At 66.4% G+C, this 18,386-nt stretch carries 18 protein-coding genes and 1 pseudogene; 6 read left to right on the top strand and 13 right to left on the bottom strand.

Features of this window, described 5'->3' with window-relative positions:
- Positions 1-44: 44 nt before the first annotated feature.
- From ACZZZF_RS02925 to ACZZZF_RS02915, 3 genes and pseudogenes are all read left to right on the top strand, one after another.
- Entirely contained in the window at positions 45-719 is a 675-nt protein-coding gene (locus tag ACZZZF_RS02925) for an arsenate reductase/protein-tyrosine-phosphatase family protein (RefSeq protein ID WP_056278752.1), read from the top strand.
- A gap of 20 nt (positions 720-739) precedes the next feature.
- A complete protein-coding gene (locus tag ACZZZF_RS02920; protein ID WP_056278753.1) occupies positions 740-1,135 on the top strand; it encodes an arsenate-mycothiol transferase ArsC in 396 nt (131 codons plus the stop codon).
- 52 nt (positions 1,136-1,187) lie between these two features.
- Positions 1,188-2,058: pseudogene (locus tag ACZZZF_RS02915) on the top strand (arsenic resistance protein); the annotation flags it as partial.
- An 839-nt stretch (positions 2,059-2,897) separates the two neighbouring features.
- Here ACZZZF_RS02915 and ACZZZF_RS02910 read toward each other — a convergent pair.
- From ACZZZF_RS02910 to ACZZZF_RS02890, 5 genes are all read right to left on the bottom strand, one after another.
- On the bottom strand, positions 2,898-3,767 hold the full coding sequence (locus ACZZZF_RS02910) for an HNH endonuclease (protein ID WP_157538185.1): 870 nt from the start codon (positions 3,765-3,767) through the stop codon (positions 2,898-2,900).
- 383 nt (positions 3,768-4,150) lie between these two features.
- Positions 4,151-5,260, bottom strand: a complete 1,110-nt coding sequence (locus ACZZZF_RS02905) for a GNAT family N-acetyltransferase (RefSeq protein WP_463497018.1) — start codon at positions 5,258-5,260, stop codon at positions 4,151-4,153.
- Positions 5,261-5,294: 34 nt separating this feature from the next.
- The gene (locus ACZZZF_RS02900; RefSeq protein WP_463497015.1) at positions 5,295-5,627 is read right to left on the bottom strand and encodes an ArsR/SmtB family transcription factor; all 333 of its coding nucleotides are present in this window, start codon (positions 5,625-5,627) and stop codon (positions 5,295-5,297) included.
- A 27-nt stretch (positions 5,628-5,654) separates the two neighbouring features.
- On the bottom strand, positions 5,655-6,200 hold the full coding sequence (locus tag ACZZZF_RS02895; RefSeq protein ID WP_463497013.1) for a GNAT family N-acetyltransferase: 546 nt from the start codon (positions 6,198-6,200) through the stop codon (positions 5,655-5,657).
- 15 nt (positions 6,201-6,215) lie between these two features.
- A complete protein-coding gene (locus tag ACZZZF_RS02890; RefSeq protein WP_053096079.1) occupies positions 6,216-6,584 on the bottom strand; it encodes a VOC family protein in 369 nt (122 codons plus the stop codon).
- A 96-nt stretch (positions 6,585-6,680) separates the two neighbouring features.
- Between ACZZZF_RS02890 and ACZZZF_RS02885 the strand changes: the two genes are divergently transcribed.
- On the top strand, positions 6,681-8,006 hold the full coding sequence (locus ACZZZF_RS02885; protein WP_053096080.1) for an MFS transporter: 1,326 nt from the start codon (positions 6,681-6,683) through the stop codon (positions 8,004-8,006).
- An 85-nt stretch (positions 8,007-8,091) separates the two neighbouring features.
- Positions 8,092-8,241: a hypothetical protein gene (locus tag ACZZZF_RS02880; RefSeq protein ID WP_285365548.1), complete on the top strand. Its 150-nt coding sequence runs from the start codon at positions 8,092-8,094 to the stop codon at positions 8,239-8,241.
- 16 nt (positions 8,242-8,257) lie between these two features.
- On the opposite strand, the gene ACZZZF_RS02875 is transcribed toward ACZZZF_RS02880, so the two are convergent.
- From ACZZZF_RS02875 to polA, 6 genes are all read right to left on the bottom strand, one after another.
- A complete protein-coding gene (locus tag ACZZZF_RS02875) occupies positions 8,258-9,013 on the bottom strand; it encodes a formylglycine-generating enzyme family protein (protein ID WP_230100794.1) in 756 nt (251 codons plus the stop codon).
- The gene (locus ACZZZF_RS02870) at positions 9,010-9,768 is read right to left on the bottom strand and encodes an SGNH/GDSL hydrolase family protein (protein ID WP_056278756.1); all 759 of its coding nucleotides are present in this window, start codon (positions 9,766-9,768) and stop codon (positions 9,010-9,012) included. The genes ACZZZF_RS02875 and ACZZZF_RS02870 overlap by 4 nt, the downstream gene beginning before the upstream one ends.
- A 37-nt stretch (positions 9,769-9,805) precedes the next feature.
- Complete coding sequence (locus ACZZZF_RS02865) at positions 9,806-11,158, bottom strand: MFS transporter (RefSeq protein ID WP_072591281.1); 1,353 nt, start codon at positions 11,156-11,158, stop codon at positions 9,806-9,808.
- A gap of 42 nt (positions 11,159-11,200) precedes the next feature.
- On the bottom strand, positions 11,201-12,235 hold the full coding sequence (locus ACZZZF_RS02860; RefSeq protein ID WP_056278758.1) for an LLM class flavin-dependent oxidoreductase: 1,035 nt from the start codon (positions 12,233-12,235) through the stop codon (positions 11,201-11,203).
- A gap of 53 nt (positions 12,236-12,288) precedes the next feature.
- Positions 12,289-13,965: a DUF885 domain-containing protein gene (locus tag ACZZZF_RS02855; protein WP_463497010.1), complete on the bottom strand. Its 1,677-nt coding sequence runs from the start codon at positions 13,963-13,965 to the stop codon at positions 12,289-12,291.
- Between the two features lie 102 nt (positions 13,966-14,067).
- Positions 14,068-16,701: a DNA polymerase I gene (polA, locus tag ACZZZF_RS02850; RefSeq protein WP_463497009.1), complete on the bottom strand. Its 2,634-nt coding sequence runs from the start codon at positions 16,699-16,701 to the stop codon at positions 14,068-14,070.
- A 45-nt stretch (positions 16,702-16,746) separates the two neighbouring features.
- On the opposite strand from polA, the gene ACZZZF_RS02845 reads away from it, so the two are divergent.
- Positions 16,747-17,175, top strand: coding sequence for a hotdog fold thioesterase (locus ACZZZF_RS02845; RefSeq protein ID WP_056278760.1), 429 nt, complete (start codon positions 16,747-16,749; stop codon positions 17,173-17,175).
- On the opposite strand, the gene ACZZZF_RS02840 is transcribed toward ACZZZF_RS02845, so the two are convergent.
- Both ACZZZF_RS02840 and ACZZZF_RS02835 read right to left on the bottom strand, forming a co-directional pair.
- Positions 17,150-17,713 (bottom strand): GNAT family N-acetyltransferase, encoded by a 564-nt coding sequence (locus tag ACZZZF_RS02840; protein WP_463497006.1) that lies wholly within the window; start codon positions 17,711-17,713, stop codon positions 17,150-17,152. The genes ACZZZF_RS02845 and ACZZZF_RS02840 overlap by 26 nt on opposite strands.
- A gap of 3 nt (positions 17,714-17,716) precedes the next feature.
- Entirely contained in the window at positions 17,717-18,337 is a 621-nt protein-coding gene (locus tag ACZZZF_RS02835) for an ANTAR domain-containing response regulator (RefSeq protein ID WP_042536652.1), read from the bottom strand.
- Between the last annotated feature and the right edge of the window lie 49 nt (positions 18,338-18,386).

Here is an 18,386-nt window from a genome sequence, read left to right as displayed (position 1 = left end):
GCTCATCTTGACCCGAACGGGGTACTTCAGTCAAGATTGAGACAATGAACACTGAACGAACTGACCAGGTGGAGGCGCGCGCCGCGAAGCACGCTGCGCTGAGCGACCCATCTCGCCTGCGGATCGTCGATCGTCTCACGCTGGGCGACCTCTCGCCCACCGAAATCGGAATGGCGTTGGGCCTTCCCTCCAACCTCGTCACCCATCATCTGAACGTGCTGGAGTCGGTGGGGATGGTCTCGCGGTCCCGCTCGGAGGCCGATAGACGGCGCAGCTACGTTCACCTCTCAGATAACGCACTCCGCGGGCTCACACCCGGCCGGGTCGAGCGCGCAGATCGCGTCGTGTTCGTTTGTACGGCGAACTCCGCCCGGTCGCAGCTCGCCGCGGCGTTGTGGTCGACCCGCAGCAGTATCCCCGCGACGTCGGGAGGAACGCACCCGACGGGGCGGATAGATCCGGGCGCAGTCGCCGCTGCCGATCGCCACACTCTCGCGCTGCACGATGAGGCACCCCGCGCTCTGACTTCGGTCCTGACCGATTCAGATTTCGTGGTGACGGTGTGCGACAGCGCCCACGAAGAACTCGGCGCCATCGGACACCTGCACTGGTCGATCCCCGACCCTGTTCGGATCGGCACCGATGACGCCTTCGACACCGCCTACGACGAGCTGGAGCGCCGTATCGCGGAACTCGCACCCCGGCTCGCCGCCAGCTGACTCACCCTGAAAGAGAACCCGTGACTGACACCACTCCGACCGTCCTATTCATCTGCCAGCACAACGCCGGCCGGTCGCAGCTCGGCGCGGCTCTCCTAGAGCACCTGGCCGGGGACCGGTTTCGTGCCACGTCTGCGGGCCTCTCCCCGGCGAACGAAGTGAACCCGGCTGTGGCCGCCACTGTCGCGGAGCTCGGGGTGGACATCACGGGGCGCGTACCGCGCGCCGTCACGGTCGAAGATCTGGATGCCGCCGACGTCATCGTCCTGATGAAGCCCGGGCTCACATTGCCTTCCACCCCTCGCGGAAAGGTTCTGGAGTGGTCGTTCCCCAACCCCGAGTCCTGGGACGCCGAAGCAGTGCGCCCGCTACGGGAAGCGGTGGCCGAGAAGATTCGTACGACGCTTCTTGCCTGAGTTTCCCTTGTCACGAACCCGGCCCTGGCGTGGGTGATTCGTGCAGGACCGGATGAGTCGACATGCTGGGAACGTGAGCAACCTCGTCGCCTGGTGGGAACGTCATCAGATCGCCCTCTATCTCGCAGCGATCGCTGCGGGCGTCGTGCTGGGCTTGTTGGTACCAGGAGCCGCGCACCCGCTCGAGCTCGCGATCAACCCCGTTCTCGGGCTGTTGCTGTACGCGACATTCCTCGGTGTCCCTTTCTCGATGATCGGACGCGCCTTCCGCGATGCGGTTCCTGTTCGTGGTGCTGGTCGTGAACTTCGTGATCGTGCCGGTCATCGTGTTCTGCCTGTCTCGGTTCGTCGCTCACGATCAGGCGCTGTTGGTTGGTGTGCTGTTCGTCTTGCTGACGCCCTGCATCGACTATGTGATCGTCTTCACGGGGCTCGCCGGAGGGGCGAAGGAACGGCTACTTGCGGCCGCGCCGATCCTCATGCTGGGACAGATGCTGCTCCTGCCGGCATACCTCTGGCTGTTCGTCGGCCCTGAACTCATCGCCGCGGTCGACCTCGCGCCCTTCGTCGACGCTTTCCTCCTGCTCATCGTGCTCCCGCTCATGGCGGCCGGCCTCACCCAGTACGTCGCCTCCCGCACGCGCTGGGGTCGCACTCTCCGAGACACCGCTCTAGCCGCCATGGTGCCGCTGATGATGCTCACGCTCGCCGTCGTCGTCGCTTCCCAGGTCTACGGCGTCAGCCGGCAACTTCCTGCACTGCTCGCCACAGTTCCGATCTATGCCACCTTCGCGGCGGTCATGATCCCGGTAGGGATATTCGCGGGGCGTGCGGCACGACTCGACGTCTCCAGCACTCGCGCTGTCGTATTCTCCGGCGCGACCCGCAACTCCCTAGTGGTTCTCCCGCTCGCCCTCGCCCTCGGCGGTCTACATCTGGGCGGTTCCTTCGAGCACGTAGAAGAACTGGGTCGCGGTGTGGTGCACGTGCCACTCTTCGCCGGCTCCGGCCGGGACTCGCTCCTCGATCACCGACAGCCCGGGGCTGTCGAGTAGTCGCCACCCGTCGGAGACCTCGCCCCACACGTAGTGATCAGCATTGGTGACATCGACAGGTTCGGGCATTCTTCGATCCTCCCAGGCGGACCAGTCCGCACCGTAGAGCGAGCAGCAGAAGCCGGAATGATAGACCCCGACGAAGAACCGCTCAAGGGGCCGACGAGCCCGACTGTTCCGAAGATATGTTGAGCCGAGATCGCAGAAGATCGCGATCCTTGGGCCGGTGGAGTCCCCAGCGAAGCCGGCAGGTGGTCCCGCGGGTACCCCAGACCTGTCGGGACCAGCCCCGATCACGCTCTACGGGGCGAGCTGCGTTTTCAGGAGAACCTGTGGGCGTCGAAGTCCGAACCATCGTCGAGGCCAGATAGGTCTCTGACTGTGCCTCAGGCGGGTTCTGGAGGACGCCGATCCGTTCACGCATGTATGCCTCCGCCTCGTCATTCGCGGGCGGCTGCGTCGTGGTGTTTCATCACGCCAGGCTCTGCGATCCTCATCGGGCAGATCCTCTACGACGGTAAAGCGGCCCGCTAGATCGATGGTGCCGCGGATCATGGTGTGGGCGAACGCCTGGAGGCGTTCCCTCGACTGCGAGAGCGAGTGCGCGGCAACCCGCCGCGCACGCAGCACGAAGCGTTCCACGATTTCCGTGGGCTGCATCACTGGCGCTCCCTTGTTCTCGCCCCGGCGATCGTTACGTGCCATCATCAGTCCACACGCCTAGTGAATCCAGTAATCGGGTCGAGCGGCCAATTCACGGCGAAGACGCGATTGAAGCTGATAATCATCGCCGGTTCCGATCCGTCTGAGAACGCCATCAGAACGATTTCACCCGGGTTTGGTTGATGTGCGGAGCGCGCGACCTTGATTGATGTCACCGTGTCGTCGACCGTGAGATCTTGGGTACGGGGCACGTCTCGAGCAGAAAGGAGTGCAGTTCGCAGTGCATCAGCGTGCGGTGTTCTCGGGATCTGCCGTAGCGCGACGCATCCGGCTAAGTACGCGGTCTTCACTGCTGCAATATGTGAGCGCGTTGCGTCGATAGGCACGTAGCTCATCTCGAACTCATGTTCTCGAATGATCTGGTTGACCGCCGGGTCGTGCCTTCCGTGTTGGAAGAGAACGAACCCGCCGGATGTGTTCTCGCGCAGGAGGTACTCTCCCGCGTTTCGGAGTCCGGGTAGGTTTTTACCCGAGAGTCGCACCTTTCCTATCGCGTTCTCGTACCAATTACGCAGGTGCGGCTCGTACTTGCTTCCGAACTCGTTGTTACACGTCTCGCACGTCATCGTGATGACGCTTCCGCCGACGGAGTGGGGTGGGACATGCTCCCGGCTGCGGGGTTTTGGCTCTAGGCAGATCGGACACACACCGAAGTCGATGAAGTCGAAGGCGACGGGAAGCGCTCGAAAATTACGCTCCGCTCCCAGCGGTTGTGGCATACGCACCTCGAGGGTTGACCCGTCTTCAAGTCGAAGAACGGCCTGACTGAGTTCGGGGACACCGCGACCATTTGCGCGCCCGTTGACGCTCTCAATCACACCGCGTACGCGACGTTTGCCGGAGGAATCGCTCACGGGTCAGACTGTACTCGTCGCCCTCGACATCAGGGGCCCGTCACCGACTCGCCGGACCAGTCTCAAGCTTCGTCAACACCGCAGCTCAACTATCCACGAGACAGCTCCGGCGCACCCACCTGGGCGCTCCGTATGCAGAGCCGATGACGGGTATACAGCAGCTGAGCCTCACCCTCTGATGCCGCGCAACAGGTCGCGCTGAGTTGCGTGATGTCCGCGAAGCATCATCGTTCCTTTCGTCGATACCCGCGACGTCACATGGCGAGTGTGCGCTCGTCAGCTCCGCTTACCGTCCCCCGGTCTGATGCCGCCCGCATAATAGCGAGCCTGATAATGCTCCTCCCCAGTAGTGGGAGAAGCGGCCTCTCCCGGAGGCCTGAGCGTCACCAGGGCGTACCCCTCAGATCGACGTCCCCCGGCGGCCATCGCGAGTCAGATGCGTCGTAGATGAGCATGGGAGCTCCGAAGGGCTCGGTCGCGTCGGAACCGTCTGCGATCGATATGTGACGTTCTTGCGCGCGGATCCGCCTCCAGCCGGTGCTCTCATAGAAAGGCACGACCGCCTCACGGCATCCGAGGTATCCGAAGTCGACCAGCGCGTCGTTCCGCATCGCCTGCTGGGCACGCGCCATCACCCGTCGCCCGACCCCACTGCCGCGCCAGTCGGAATGCACGAGGACTCCCCCGGTTCCGGCGACGACGATCTCGTGGCCGCCTGCACTGATCGTGCGTCGCTGAAAGCCGACATGCGCGATCACGATCCGGCCGATCGACAGCATCACATGAACATGCGCCGGCGAATACCCGTACGGGCGGTCAGGATTCCAGGCGCCGTGCGTCACGCGGTACTCGGAGTCGAAGAGTTTGCCGAGCGCTGACAACTGCGATGTGGAAAGATCCTGATGCTCGACGAGCTCGGTGCGTTCGATCGGGGTGTGCTCGGTCCCGAGGTCGCGGACCGTGATGAGGGTGCGACCGTGCTCGCTGACGCGGCCCGATCGGCCCGAATCCACGAACCCCAGCTTGTCGAGCACGCGACGCGAACTCACGTTCCACTCCCAGACTCCCGCCCACGCACGGCGATAGCCCGCTTCGGCAGCCCACCGCAGGACCGCCGTCGCGGCCTCCGTGGCAAATCCGCGATTGTGCACGGCCTGGAGGAGCTCGAACGCTACCTCGGGCTCCTGATCGTTGCCGTTCGCGTCGAAGACGAGCCCGCAGTATCCGTAAACCTCCCCTGACACCGCGTCCTCCACTGTGAGCAGGCTCGATCGCTCCGAGGCCGGATCGGTGATGTGCGCGGCGATGTCGGACGCCGTCGGGTGTCCGGCTGCGTCCAGCTTCCGGTGCGCCGGCACGCGCTCATCCCGCTCGGTCCAGAGCGTGTGCAAGACGGTCGCGTCCGTGGCGGTCTGCGGCCGAAGGATCAGGCGCGCCGTCCGCAGGCGACCAGGAAGGGGTCTTGCGCCCGCTCGGCCGGATGTGTTCGTCACGGGGCCTCGGGGGTCCCAGCCACCAGCGTGTCGATCATCGGGGCCCCTCCAGTCCTGCAGCGACCGCTTCGAGTCGATCGGTACGGGAATCCCAGATTCGGCGCTGATCGTCGAGCCAGTCCCCCACGGTGGCGAGTCGATCGCGGTCGAGGCTGCAGGTGCGCACGCGTCCGCGTTTGGTCGTGCGGATGAGACCATTCCCCTCCAGTATGCGCACGTGCTTCATGAAAGAGGGCAGCGTGATCGCGAACGACTTCGCCAACTCCCCCACGCTCGCCGGACCCGATCCGAGAATCCGGATCACCTCCCGCCGCGTCGGGTCTGCGAGCGCGAGGAACACTCCGTTCACGTCGTCATGGTTAGCCATAGAGCAAAGTATTCTGCACCTGGACGGTTAGCGCAAGGGCAAAGTGTCGCGGTGTCGCACCATGCACACGAGGGCCTCGCGATCCTCCCAGGATTCGACACGTAGGAAGTCCCGGGATTCATACAGACGGATCGCCGCATCACGCCAATGCCAGACGGACAGCCGGACAGGGGAACCCGCGACCTCCAGGGCGGCATCGAGCAGAGCACCGCCGACGCCTCGTCCCCGCACGCTCGGATCCGTCCAGAACCTCTTGACTTCTGCTTCTCCGGCGACCGGCCGGATGACGACCACTCCCACGGGCTGATCGTCCAGCTCTGCGATGAGCACAACGCACCCGGCGTACGCCAGAGCGGGGTCATCAGCCTCCTGCCTGTAATGCGGCGGCAGCGTGCCGGGCGGGGATGGCACTGCGACCCCGTGCTCCCGCTTCTCGTCCTCGGTCTGGAGGAGGTACGTCCGCACGAGATGGGTCACCGCAACCGCGTCGGAACCGTGCAGGTTCGTCCGCCGGATGCGGACAGAGGCGCGCTCGGGGCGTATGAGTGTGTCGAGATCAGGCTGTTCGGTCACAGGTTCATTCTGCCCTCAGCGTGAAGACCAGACGCCGAGCTCGTTGCCGCTGGGGTCGAGGAAGTGCAGGCGGCGGCCGCCGGGGAACTCGTACGGACCTTGCACGACCGCACCGCCGGCCTCGGTGATCGCCACCTGGGTGGCATCCAGATCGTCGGAGTACAACAGCACGAGAGGGCCACCGGGCGGGCGCCCCTGATCGGAGAGGAGCAGCCCGCCGACCTCGGATCCGTCGCCTGTGGGCGAGGCGATCCCTGCATAGGCGGGACCGTAGTCGACGAAAACCCATCCGAAGGCGTCGCGGTAGAAGCGCTTCGCCGTCTCAAGATCATTGACGACGAGTTCGACGTAGTTGATGGCGTGGTGCACGGGTGCGGGTGTCATGCGGCCACGCTAGCGACAGCATCCGACATGCGCCAGACAACCGAGAGGGCGGGCTGCGCGACAGGGGAGGTCGCGACCAGGAGTACCGTGGGAGGAGTGCATCAGGTTCCCCGCTCCCCCGTGACCGCCCCGGGATGGAGAGCCTGGCTCATCTGGGGTGTCGGCGTCGCGGCCTACGTCCTGGCGATCACGAACCGCACCTCCCTCGGCGCCGTCGGGGTGGAGGCCGCGGATCGATTCCAGGCCGACGCGTCGACCCTCGCGCTGTTCGCCGTGGTCCAACTCGCCGTCTACGGCGGAATGCAGATTCCGATCGGCATCCTGCTCGACCGTTTCGGCTCGCGCCCGATCATGACGATCGGCATGCTGCTCATGGCTGCAGGTCAGCTCACCATGGCCCTCTCCCCCGGCATCGGCATCGCGATCTTCGCGCGCATCCTGCTCGGCGCCGGCGACGCGGCGATCTTCCCGGCCGTGCTGCGGCTCGTGGCGACGTGGTTCCCTGCGCAGCGCGGGCCGATCATGGTCCAGTTCACCGGCATCATCGGGCAGGCGGGACAGTTGATCGCACTCGTGCCCCTCGCCGCACTCCTGCACGCGACGACGTGGACGATCACCTTCGGCAGCATCGCGGGGCTCGGCGTGCTGTTCACCATTCTCGTCGCGCTCGTCATCCGCAATCACCCGGCGGAGCGTGGGGCCGACGTGACGGTCAACACCGACACGGGTGTCATCCGCGTCGTCACGTCGGCGATCGACACCGGTGTCGGCATCCGCGCCGCGTGGGCGCACCCCGGCACCCGCCTCGCGTTCTGGTCGCACTTCACGACACCTTTCGCGGGCACGGCGTTCATCCTCCTCTGGGGAATGCCCTTCCTGACCGCAGCGCAGGGGCTCGACACGGCGCATGCTGCGGGCATCATCTCGGTGTATGTGATCGCCGGAATGGCACTGGGCCCCATCATCGGAGACCTCTCGCGTCGGCTGCCGAATCAGCGTTCGCTCGCACTCGTCCTTCCGGCCGTCGGGGTGCAGGTCGTCGCATGGGTCGCCGTCCTCGCCCTGCCCGAACCGGCTCCGCTCTGGCTGCTCTACGTCCTCGCCGTGGCGCTCGCGACGGGAGGCCCGGCGAGCATGATCGCCTTCGACCACGCGCGCACGCACAACCCCTCGCATCGTCTCAGCACGGCCACAGGAGTGACGAATGCCGGTGGCTTCATCGCCGCTCTCATCGCGATCTTCCTCATCGGTCTCGCACTCGACCTGCAGGGCGCGGGGACGCCGGAGACCTACTCGCTGGAGGCGTTCCGAGTGGCGTTCCTCATGCCCATCCCGCTGTGGATCCTCGGTGTCACCTTCATCGTGATCGAACGCAAGCGCACCCGCATCCGGATGGGGCTGGATCCTGAGCGGCGACGCTGAGGAATCCTAGGATGGTGCTCATGCCCCCGAGCTTCACCTTCTCGAACGAGGACTCGGAATCGGAATCGGAATCGGAAGGATGCTCGTGCAGGGCATCGTCGATGATCTGCAGGAGACCTCGACCGTGAAGCGCATCATGCTCGCCACCAGCGATGCGGACGGCCTCTACGCGAAGTTCGGCTTCTCCGAGCCGGAGGGACCGAGCCGGTACATGATCAGGCCCATGTCGCGATGAGACGGCCTCGAGCGATTCAGCGCCCTGGGCGCCGCAACGGCGTCCAGCCGAACGGCACCGGGCCGTCGAACGCTGCTCTCTCCTGGTCGGCGCGCGTCGACCACCCCTGAGCTTCTCCCGGAGTCTCATACGCGCCGCGCGCGACTCGAAGCCCGACGTCCTCATGGTGCATGCGGGGTCCTCCCCCGCGACGCACCGAGGCGCGGACGCTCCACGAATCGTCTGCGAAGCCGCCCCCGCGGAACACGCGATAGTCGTCGTATCGCGCGGGATCCAGCAGATCCCAGCACCACTCCCACACGTTGCCGAGCATGTCGAACAGCCCGTTGAGGTTGGGCAGCTTGCCGCCGACCTCCTGGGGAGCCGACACACCGTCGGCACTCGTCCACGCGGCCTCGGCGAGAGGTGCATAGTGCGGCCCCGTCGACCCTGCCCGGCACGCGTACTCCCATTCGGCTTCAGTCGGGAGACGATAGCCCTCTCCGGTCACGTCCCAGGTGACGTCCTCGCCGTCGAATCGGTAGACCGGGTCGAATCCCTCCCACTCCGATGCGGCGTTGCAGAAGTGGATCGCGCGCAACCAGCTCAGGTCCGCGGCCGGTCGACGGGGATGGCGTGAGGAGATCGGAAGGATCTCCGCCAGCTGCTCCTCGGTGATCGGGAAGACGCCGATCTCGAAATCCTCGAGACTGACGGTGCGTTCCACCTTTCGGCGCGCATCATGCAGTGTGACCGACCCGCCCCGGATCGGTCGCATCTCGATATCGGTCACGCCTGCGGCACCCTCTCGACCCAGTCGGGGTACTTCGCGGCACGTCCGTCACCGGACGAGGTGCGCGTGACGCGTCGCCTGACCCATGGGCCGACGAACTCTCGATAGTAGGCGAGCCCCGCGGGGCCGCCCGCGGTGAGGGCTGTCGGTGACCACCAGGTCGACGGAGGCTCGTAGCCCAGCCCCTGCAGCACCCGTGCGGCGACTCGGTGGTGACCGGCGGCGTTCATGTGCAGGCGGTCCTCGGACCAGTACTTCGCATCTGCCAACTCGCGGTCGGGCCAGTTCAATGCGCGCACGACATCGTCGCGCCCTTCGACGCGTCGAAGCACGGCATCCGAGAGCTGGTCGCCTCGCCGCTGCACGAGCGATCCCATCGGGAGCTGGCCGCTCGGATTCGCTCCGGAGAGGAGGATCAGGGTGACGCCTTCTTCGTCGCAGCGGCGCAGGACCCGGCTGAACGCGTCAGCGATGTGCTCGAGGTCGGTCCGCGGCCGCAGCATGTCGTTGCCTCCGCCGTTGAACGACAGGTGGGTCGGGCGCAGCGCGAGCGCCGGCTCCAGCTGCTGCTCGACGATCGGCCAAGCCAGCTTGCCGCGGATGGCGAGGTTGGCATAGCTGATCGAATGGCCGGCGGCATCGGCCCACCCCTGAGCCACGAGATCGGCCCAGCCTCGCTCGCGGCCGTCGGGCAGCACATCACCCACTCCCTCGGTGAAGGAATCTCCGATGGCCACATAGCGAACGTCTGTCACCTCGACAGCCTATTCCCGCTCGCCGACACCAGGCGCATCAGCGGTCGTCGAGCGCCATCCCGCCGCGATCGACCAGGCCCCACGCCGCCGCGGCCGCGACCACGAAGCACGCGCCGAACACCGCGAACAGCACCGGCGCGCCCCCGGCGACGAGAACGACCGGCACCGCGAGCGGAGCGATGATGGACGCGATACGCCCCACTCCGGCGGCCCATCCCGCGCCGGTGCCGCGAAGCGAGGTCGGGTAGATCTCCGGGGTGACCGCGTACAGCGCACCCCATGCGCCCAGGTTGAAGAACGAGAGAGCCATGCCCGAGGCGATGATCGCGGCTTCGGTCGTCGACGTGCCGAAGAAGACGGCCGAGACCGCCGAGCCGATCAGGAAGACCGACAGCGTCGTGCGTCGACCCCACACCTCGATGAGCCACGCGGCGACGGCGTAACCCGGAAGCTGCGCGAGCGTGATGATGAGAGTGAAACCGAACGAGCGGACGAGATCGAAGCCTGCATCGACCAGGATGCTGGGGATCCAGATGAAGGCGCCGTAGTACGCGAAATTGACGCACAGCCAGACGACCCATAGACACAGGGTGCGCACGCGGAACTCGCCGTTCCACAGTGTCGTCAGACGAGCTCGCGTCGTCACGGCGATCGCCCGCGACATCGGCTCGCGTCTGATCGCAGGCCCCGGCTCGACACCGGCGTCGGCCTCGAACGCCGAGACGATGCGATCGGCCTCGGCGATGCGCCCGCGCGACGCGAGCCACCGAGGTGATTCCGGCAGTCCCCAGCGCACGATCAGTGCGTAGACCGCGGGGATCGCGCCGAGGGCGAACGCCCAGCGCCAGCCGGCGTCGGACGCGGGGATCACGAAGAAGCCGATCAGTGCGGCCGCCGTCCATCCCACCGCCCAGAACGCCTCGAGTATGACGATCAGTCGGCCTCTGATGCGCGCCGGCGCGAACTCGCTCACGTACGTCGACGCCACGGGAAGCTCGGCGCCGAGCCCCAGCCCCACCAGGAAGCGCAGCACGAGAAGCGCGGCGAGGCCGCTCACGAGCGCACTCGCTCCGGTGGCGATGCCGTAGATGAGCAACGTCAGAGCGAAGACCTGGCGCCGTCCGAGCCGGTCGGCGAGAAGTCCGCCCAGCGTTGCGCCGATCGCCATTCCGATGAAGCCGACGGAGGCGATCCACCCGGCATCCGCCTTCGTCAGGCCCCACTGCTGGGTGAGTGCGGCGAGGATGAACGAGATGAGTCCCACGTCCATCGCATCCAGAGCCCACCCCACGCCTGATCCTGTGAGCAGACGAAGGTGGCGGCGCGTGAACGGAAGCTCATCGAGACGCCCGGCGATGGACGCCCGGCTCGGCAGCGCGGTGTTGGCCATCCCCTCATCGTAGAGGGGAGCGCCGCGCTGCCGAGTCCCGCGTCAGTCCTGGGCGGCCAGCAGCTTGCGCACCCGAGGGATGACCTCGGACCCGTAGAGCTCGATGCTGCGCATCATCGAGTCGTGCGACAGCGTGCCGGTGGCGTACTTCATGTCGAATCGCCCGAGTCCGAGCGTCGTGACGGTGTCGGCGATCTTGGCCGCGACCCGGTCGGGAGAACCGACGTAGAGGGCACCCGCGGGACCGACGTCGTTCTGGAACCGCGCCCGGCTGTAGGGAGGCCACCCGCGCTCGCGACCGATGGTGTTGTTCATCGCCTCGAAACCGGAGTACGCGGCCTCCCACGCCTCCTCGTCGGTATCGGCGATGTGACCAGGCGAGTGCACCGCGATCGGATGCGACGTCGTGCCGAAGGATGCGATCGAGCGGTGGTAGAGGTCGACGAACTGACGGAATCGCCCCGCAGGACCTCCGATGATCGCGAGCATCAGGCCCAGTCCGTGGCGGGCGACCCGCACGACGGATTCGGGGCTGCCGCCGACACCCACCCAGGTGCGCAGACCGTTCTCCGTCTTCGGGAAGACATTCGCGTTCTCGAGCGATGCGCGCATCGAGCCGGACCAGGTCACCGGCTCCTCCTTGAGGAGCTCGACGAAGAGATCGAGCTTCTGCTCGAAGAGCGCGTCGTAGTCGCGCAGGTCGTATCCGAAGAGCGGGAAGGACTCGATGAACGATCCGCGCCCGAGCACGACCTCGGCGCGTCCGTTGGATAGCGCGTCGAGTGTCGAGAACCGTTCGAAGACGCGCACCGGGTCGTCGGAGGAGAGCACGGTGACGGCGGTGCCGAGGCGGATGTTCTCTGTGCGCCCTGCGATGGTGGCGAGCACCATCTCCGGGGACGACACCGCGAACTCCTCGCGGTGGTGCTCCCCCACACCGAAGAAGTCGACACCGACGCTGTCGGCTCGCTCCGCCTGCTCGACGATGTTGCGGATCGTCTGCGCGCCGGTCAGGAGCTCGCCGTCGTCGCCTCTCGTGATGTCTCCGAAGGTGTCCAGTCCGAACTCGATGCTCATGTCAGCCCTTTCTATTCAGCTGAATGAACAGCGCACACCGGCGCGGCATTCCCTCAGCGATTCAGAAGTGCCGTGCGGAGCGTGTCGAGTCCGACCCCGCCCATGTCGAGCGCGCGCTTATGGAACTCCTTCACATCGAAGTCCGCGCCACGCTCCGCCTGATACGCGTCGCGCACCTGCTCCCAGATGCGCTGCCCGACCTTGTACGACGGAGCCTGCCCCGGCCAGCCCAGATACCGGTTGACCTCGAACTGCACGAACTGATCGGACATGTTCACGTTCTTGCGCATGAAGTCCAGGGCGTAGTCGGCATCCCACGTGCCCTGACCGTCGAGACGAGGTTTGCCGAGGTGTACGCCGATGTCGAGCACGACGCGGGCTGCGCGCATCCGCTGACCGTCGAGCATGCCGAGCCTGTCCGCCGGGTCGTCGAGGTAGCCGAGCTGCTGCATCAGACGTTCGGCGTACAGCGCCCATCCCTCGGCGTGTCCCGACGTCCCTGCGAGCAGACGGCGCCAGGAGTTGAGCTCCGCGCGGTTGTAGACCGCCTGGGCGATCTGCAGGTGGTGTCCCGGGACGCCCTCGTGGTAGACGGTCGTCAGTTCCCGCCAGGTGTCGAACTCGGTGACGCCTTCGGGCACCGACCACCACATCCGGCCGGGGCGTGAGAAGTCGTCGGTGGGGCCGGTGTAGTAGATGCCGCCCTCCTGCGTCGGAGCGATCATGCACTCGAGGGTCCGGATCGCCTCCGGGATGTCGAAGTGCGTCGCGCCGAGCTCTGCGACGGCACGGTCGCTCGTCTCCTGCATCCAGCGCTGTAGAGCATCGGTGCCCACGAGCTTGCGGGACGGGTCGGCCTCGAGATGGGCGACAGCTTCTTCGACGGTGGCTCCGGGCAGGATCTCGTTCGCGATCGCGGTCTGCTCCGCGACCATGCGGGCGAGTTCTTCGCGGCCCCGTTCATAGGTCTCGTCGAGGTCGATCGTCGCTCCGAGGAAACGTCGCGAGTTGAGCGCGTAGAGTTCTCGGCCGACGGCGTCCGTCTCAGTCGCTGCCGATGCCAGCTCGTCAGCGAGGAAGCTGCGGAGCTCGTCGTAGGCGACCCGAGCGGCGGCCGAGTTGTCGGCCAGAGTACGGGCGAGCGATGCGGGGAGATTGCCTTCCTGAGGCGCTGCCTCGGCGACGAATGCAGCGAAGAATCCGTCATCGGCGGTATAGCGATCGATCTGCGTCGCGACTTCCACGACCTGACGGCGTGCGGGGGTCACTCCGGCGGCGATGCCTGCACGGAGGGTCTCGGTGTAGCCCCGGAGCGCATCAGGGACCGCGGCGAGGCGGGTGGCGATGACGCTCCAGTCGTCCGCCGTCGCGGTGGGCATCAGGTCGAAGGCCGACCGTACGTCCTGCGCCGCCGACGCGATGACGTTCAGGTCGCGCAGGTGCCAGTCGGCATCGTGCAGTTCGAGGTCGAGACTCAGCTCGGCGGCCAGATCGGTCTTGGTGACCTCATCGATCGCGTCCACGGGTTCGAGCGCTTCGAGCGCGGCAAGGGTCGAACGAGTCGCTCGCACGATCTCCTCGTGCCCCTCGGGGCTCAGGTCGCCGAAACGGTCGTTGACGTCGTCCCGGCCGATGTAAGTGCCGAGCGTCGGAGCGAGCACCGCGATGGTGTCGACCCACTCATCGGCGACTCTGTCGATGGCAGACGGTGTGCGAGAGGAAGAGGTCATCCCTCCAGCGTAGCCCTGCGCCCCGGCACAGGATATTGGTACCCGTCGCCGGGGCTGTCGGCCCTCGCGGTCGCATCCGTCGTCACGGACGCGCGGTCGGAATCAGTGCGCCGCCTCGTTCCAGTCCTGCCCGCGCCCGACCTGCACGTCGAGCGGCACGGTGAGATCCGCCGCATCGCCCATGCGAGTCCGAACGATCCGCTCGGCCGCGTCCCACTCCCCCGGTGCGACCTCGACGACGAGTTCGTCGTGGATCTGCAGCAGCGCACGCGAGGACAGTCCCTCCGACCTGAGGTCTTCGTGGATGTGCAGCAGCGCGATCTTCATGATGTCGGCCGCGCTGCCCTGGATCGGTGCGTTGAGCGCTGCGCGCTCTGCGTTCTCGCGCAGCACGCGGTTGGGGCTCGCGAGGTCGGGGAAGGGTCGCCGCCGCCCGAAGATGGTCTCGGTGTAGCCGACCTCTTTGGCCTTCATGACAGATGCCCGGAGGTAGTCGCGTACCGCTCCGAACCGCGCGAAGTACTCGACCATCAGCTGCTTCGCCTCGGACTGCTCGATGCGGAGCTGCTTCGACAGGCCGAACGCGGAGAGACCGTAGACGAGGCCGTAGGACATCGCCTTCACCTTCGTGCGCATCGCGGACGTCACCTCGCTCGGTTCGACCCCGAACACTCGCGCGCCGACGAAGCGGTGGAGGTCCTCACCGCTGTTGAACGCCTCGATGAGGCCTTCGTCGCCGGACAGATGGGCCATGATGCGCATCTCGATCTGCGAGTAGTCGGCGGTGAGCAGCGACTCGTACCCCTCTCCCACCTGGAACGCGCTACGGATGCGACGCGACTCCTCGGTGCGCACCGGGATGTTCTGCAGGTTCGGGTCTGTGCTCGACAGGCGCCCGGTCTGGCTTCCGGTCTGCACATACGTCGTGTGCACACGGTGATCGGTTCCGATCGCGGTGTCGAGCGACTCGATGATCTGACGGAGCTTCGTGGCCTCACGGTGCTGCAGCAGCAGACCGAGGAAAGGATGCGGATGCGACTCCTGGAGATCGGCGAGCACCGCAGCATCCGTGGAGTAACCGGTCTTCGTCTTGCGGGTCTTGGGCAGCTGCAGGTCGTCGAACAGCACCTCCTGGAGCTGCTTCGGAGATCCGAGATTGAATTCGCGACCGACGATCCCGAACGCCTCCTGTGCGAGGCGGTCGGCGCGCGTCGCCAGCTCGCCCGAGAACGTCGAGAGGACGTCGTGCGACACCGCGACTCCCGCGACCTCCATGTCGGCCAGGGTGAGCAGGGTCGGAAGCTCGATGTCGGTGAGCACAGCGGCGACCGACTCGGGGATGTCGTCACGCAGAGCCGTGGCGACGCGGAGCGCGAACCAGGCCTCCTGCGATGGGGTGGCGCCCTCGGTCTCCGGCACGAGCTGCGAGGGATCCGCCTCGGGGAGCTTCTCTCCGAGATAGCGTTCGACGAGGTCGGACAGGGTCTTGTCGGGGAAGCTCGGTCGCAGCAGCCAGCCGGCGAGACTGGTGTCGTAAGCGAGTCCCTGGAGCCGGATGCCGAGGCGCAGCAGCGTCTTCACCTGGGGCTTCGCATCATGCAGCACCTTGGGGCGCGTCGACTCGAGCCACGGTCTCAGCACCTCGATGTCGTCATCGTTCCAGTCGAGTTCGCGGAGCTCGCTCGCGGTCGCAGCGCCGAGACGCGTCGGTGCCCCGCCCTGCACGACGATACGCAGTGCGACGTCGTCCGTCTGCGCGTCGGCCCAGCTGACGAACTCGGCTGCGGTGACCTGAGTCGGTTCGGGCAGCACCACCGTCGCGGCCGGATCGTCGGCGACCTCGCCGGCGCCGACTGCTTCGAAGACACGGGGCAGCAGGGTGCGGAACTCGAGGCGGGCGAAGATGTCGCGCACGGCCTGAGCGTCGATCGGGGCGACCGCGAGGTCGTCGGGAGCGACGGGAAGCTCGACGTCGCGCAGCAGTCGGTTGAGCCGACGGTTACGGCGCACGTCCTCGATGTGATCGCGCAGGTTGCCGCCCACGACCCCCTTGATCTCATCGGCTCGCTCGAGCAGGTCGTCGAGCGAACCGAACTGCGTCAGCCACTTGACGGCGGTCTTCTCCCCCACCTTGGGCACGCCGGGGAGATTGTCGCTCGTCTCTCCCACGAGAGCCGCGATGTCGGGATACTGCTCGGGCCGCACTCCGTAGCGTTCCTGCACGGTCACCGGGTCGTAGCGCTTGAGCTGCGAGACGCCCTGCACGGACGGGTACAGCAGCGTGACGTCGTCGGTGACAAGCTGGATCGTGTCGCGGTCTCCGGAGACCACCAGGACGTCGTATCCCTGCTCCGCGCCCTGCGTCGAGAGCGTCGCGAGGATGTCGTCGGCCTCGAAGCCCTCTTTGGTGAGCACCGGGATCGACATCGCCGCGAGGCAGTCCTGCAGCAGCGGGATCTGACCCCGGAACTCCTGCGGGGACTCCGACCGCGTCGCCTTGTATTCGGGGTACTGATCGGTGCGGAACGAATGACGGGAGGTGTCGAACGCGATCGCCATGTGCGTCGGCTGCTCGGCCTTGATGAGGTTCACCAGCATCGACAGGAAGCCGTAGATGGCGTTCGTGTGCTGATTGTCCTTCGTCGTGAAGTTCTCGACCGGGAGGGCGAAGAAGGCACGATAGGCGAGCGAATGGCCGTCGACGACCATGAGGGTAGGCTTTGCGGAGTCCGTCACCCTGTCAGCCTAACGAGGACGACAGACACCCGCTGAGGAGGAACCATGAGCGACACTGCCACCAGTGCAGGACTCGACTGGGCGACAGCCCGCGGAATGGGTGCTCTCGCTCAGAAGATGGGCATGGAGTTCCTCGAGTTCACCACCGAGCGATGCGTCGCGACGCTCCCGGTCGAGGGGAACACACAGCCCGTCGGCCTCATGCACGGCGGTGCCTACGTGGTTCTCGGCGAGTCGCTCGGCTCGATGGCGGCGAACCTGCACGCGGGCCCGGGCCGACTCGCGGTCGGGGTGGACATCAACGCCACCCACACGCGCTCCGCCACGTCGGGTGTCGTGACGGGCGTCTGCACACCCGTCCATCTCGGCCGCAGCATCACCGTGCACGAGATCGTCGTGACCGACGATCAGGGGCGTCGTTGCTCGACCATCCGGATCACCAACATGATCAAGGACGCTCCCGCGGCAGGCTGAGCGGCTCGACCAGCAGCAACTGGAACAGCAGGTGATCCTGCCACTCCCCCGCGATGCGCAGGTACTGCGGCGCGATGCCGATGCGCTCGAAGCCGTTGTCGGCGAGCACACGCTGTGAACCAGAGTTGTGCAGGAGGGTCGCTGCCTGCAGCCTGTGCAGCTGCACCTCGTCGCGGGCGTACTCGGCGACCCGGTGGACGCCGCGGGAAGCGAGTCCCCGCCGCAGACGCGTCCTGTCGACCCAGTAGCCCAGGTCCGCATTCCAGAAAGCCCCGCGGACGATGTTGTTGAGGTTGATCCTTCCGCGGATCTCACCATCGGACGACTCGATCACGAACCGGATGTTCCGACCGGCCGACGCTTCGATGACGCACTGCTCCGCATGGAACTCCTGCCACTCCGGAGTGAAGAACTCCGGAGCCCTGAGCGGTTCCCACTGCGCGAGATGGTCGCGATTCGCGGAGTACGCTCTTGCGAGGGCCGCGCCGTCGCCGATCCGGACCGGACGCAGAACATGCTCTGCGTCGAGTGGAAGCAAAGGCTACTTCTTCGGAGCGAGCTGCTCGATGATCGCCTTCGCCACGTCCTGCATCGTCAGGCGGCGGTCCATCGATGCCTTCTGGATCCAGCGGAACGCCTCGGGCTCGGAAAGGCCCATCTTCTCGTTGAGCAGTCCCTTGGCCCGGTCGACGAGCTTGCGGGTCTCGAAGCGCTCGACCATGTCGGCGACCTCGGCCTCGAGCGTGATGATCTGCTCGTGGCGAGCGAGAGCGATCTCGATGGCGGGCAGCAGGTCGTTCGGCGTGAACGGCTTGACCACATAGGCCAGGGCGCCGGCCTCGCTGGCCCGTTCGACGAGTTCCTTCTGGCTGAATGCCGTGAGGAGGACGACGGGTGCGATGTTGCCCTTGTGCAGCTTCTCGGCGGCGCTGATGCCATCGAGCTGCGGCATCTTGACGTCCATGATGACGAGATCGGGGCGCAGCTCGGTCGCCAGCGCCACGGCGGTCTCTCCGTCGCCGGCCTCGCCGACGACATCGAAGCCGTTGTCGCGGAGGATCTCGACGATGTCGAGACGGATCAGCGACTCGTCCTCGGCGACGACGACGCGTCGGGGTGCGGATGACGTGGGCTGCTCGGCTGCCTGTTCTTGCTCGGTCACAGATCCATCCTAGTGGAGAGCGCCTCTGAGGTCCCCCGATGCCGCGGCG

It is taken from the genome of Microbacterium sp. AC215 (assembly GCF_979258645.1).
This window is presented reverse-complemented; position numbering and strand designations above follow the sequence as displayed.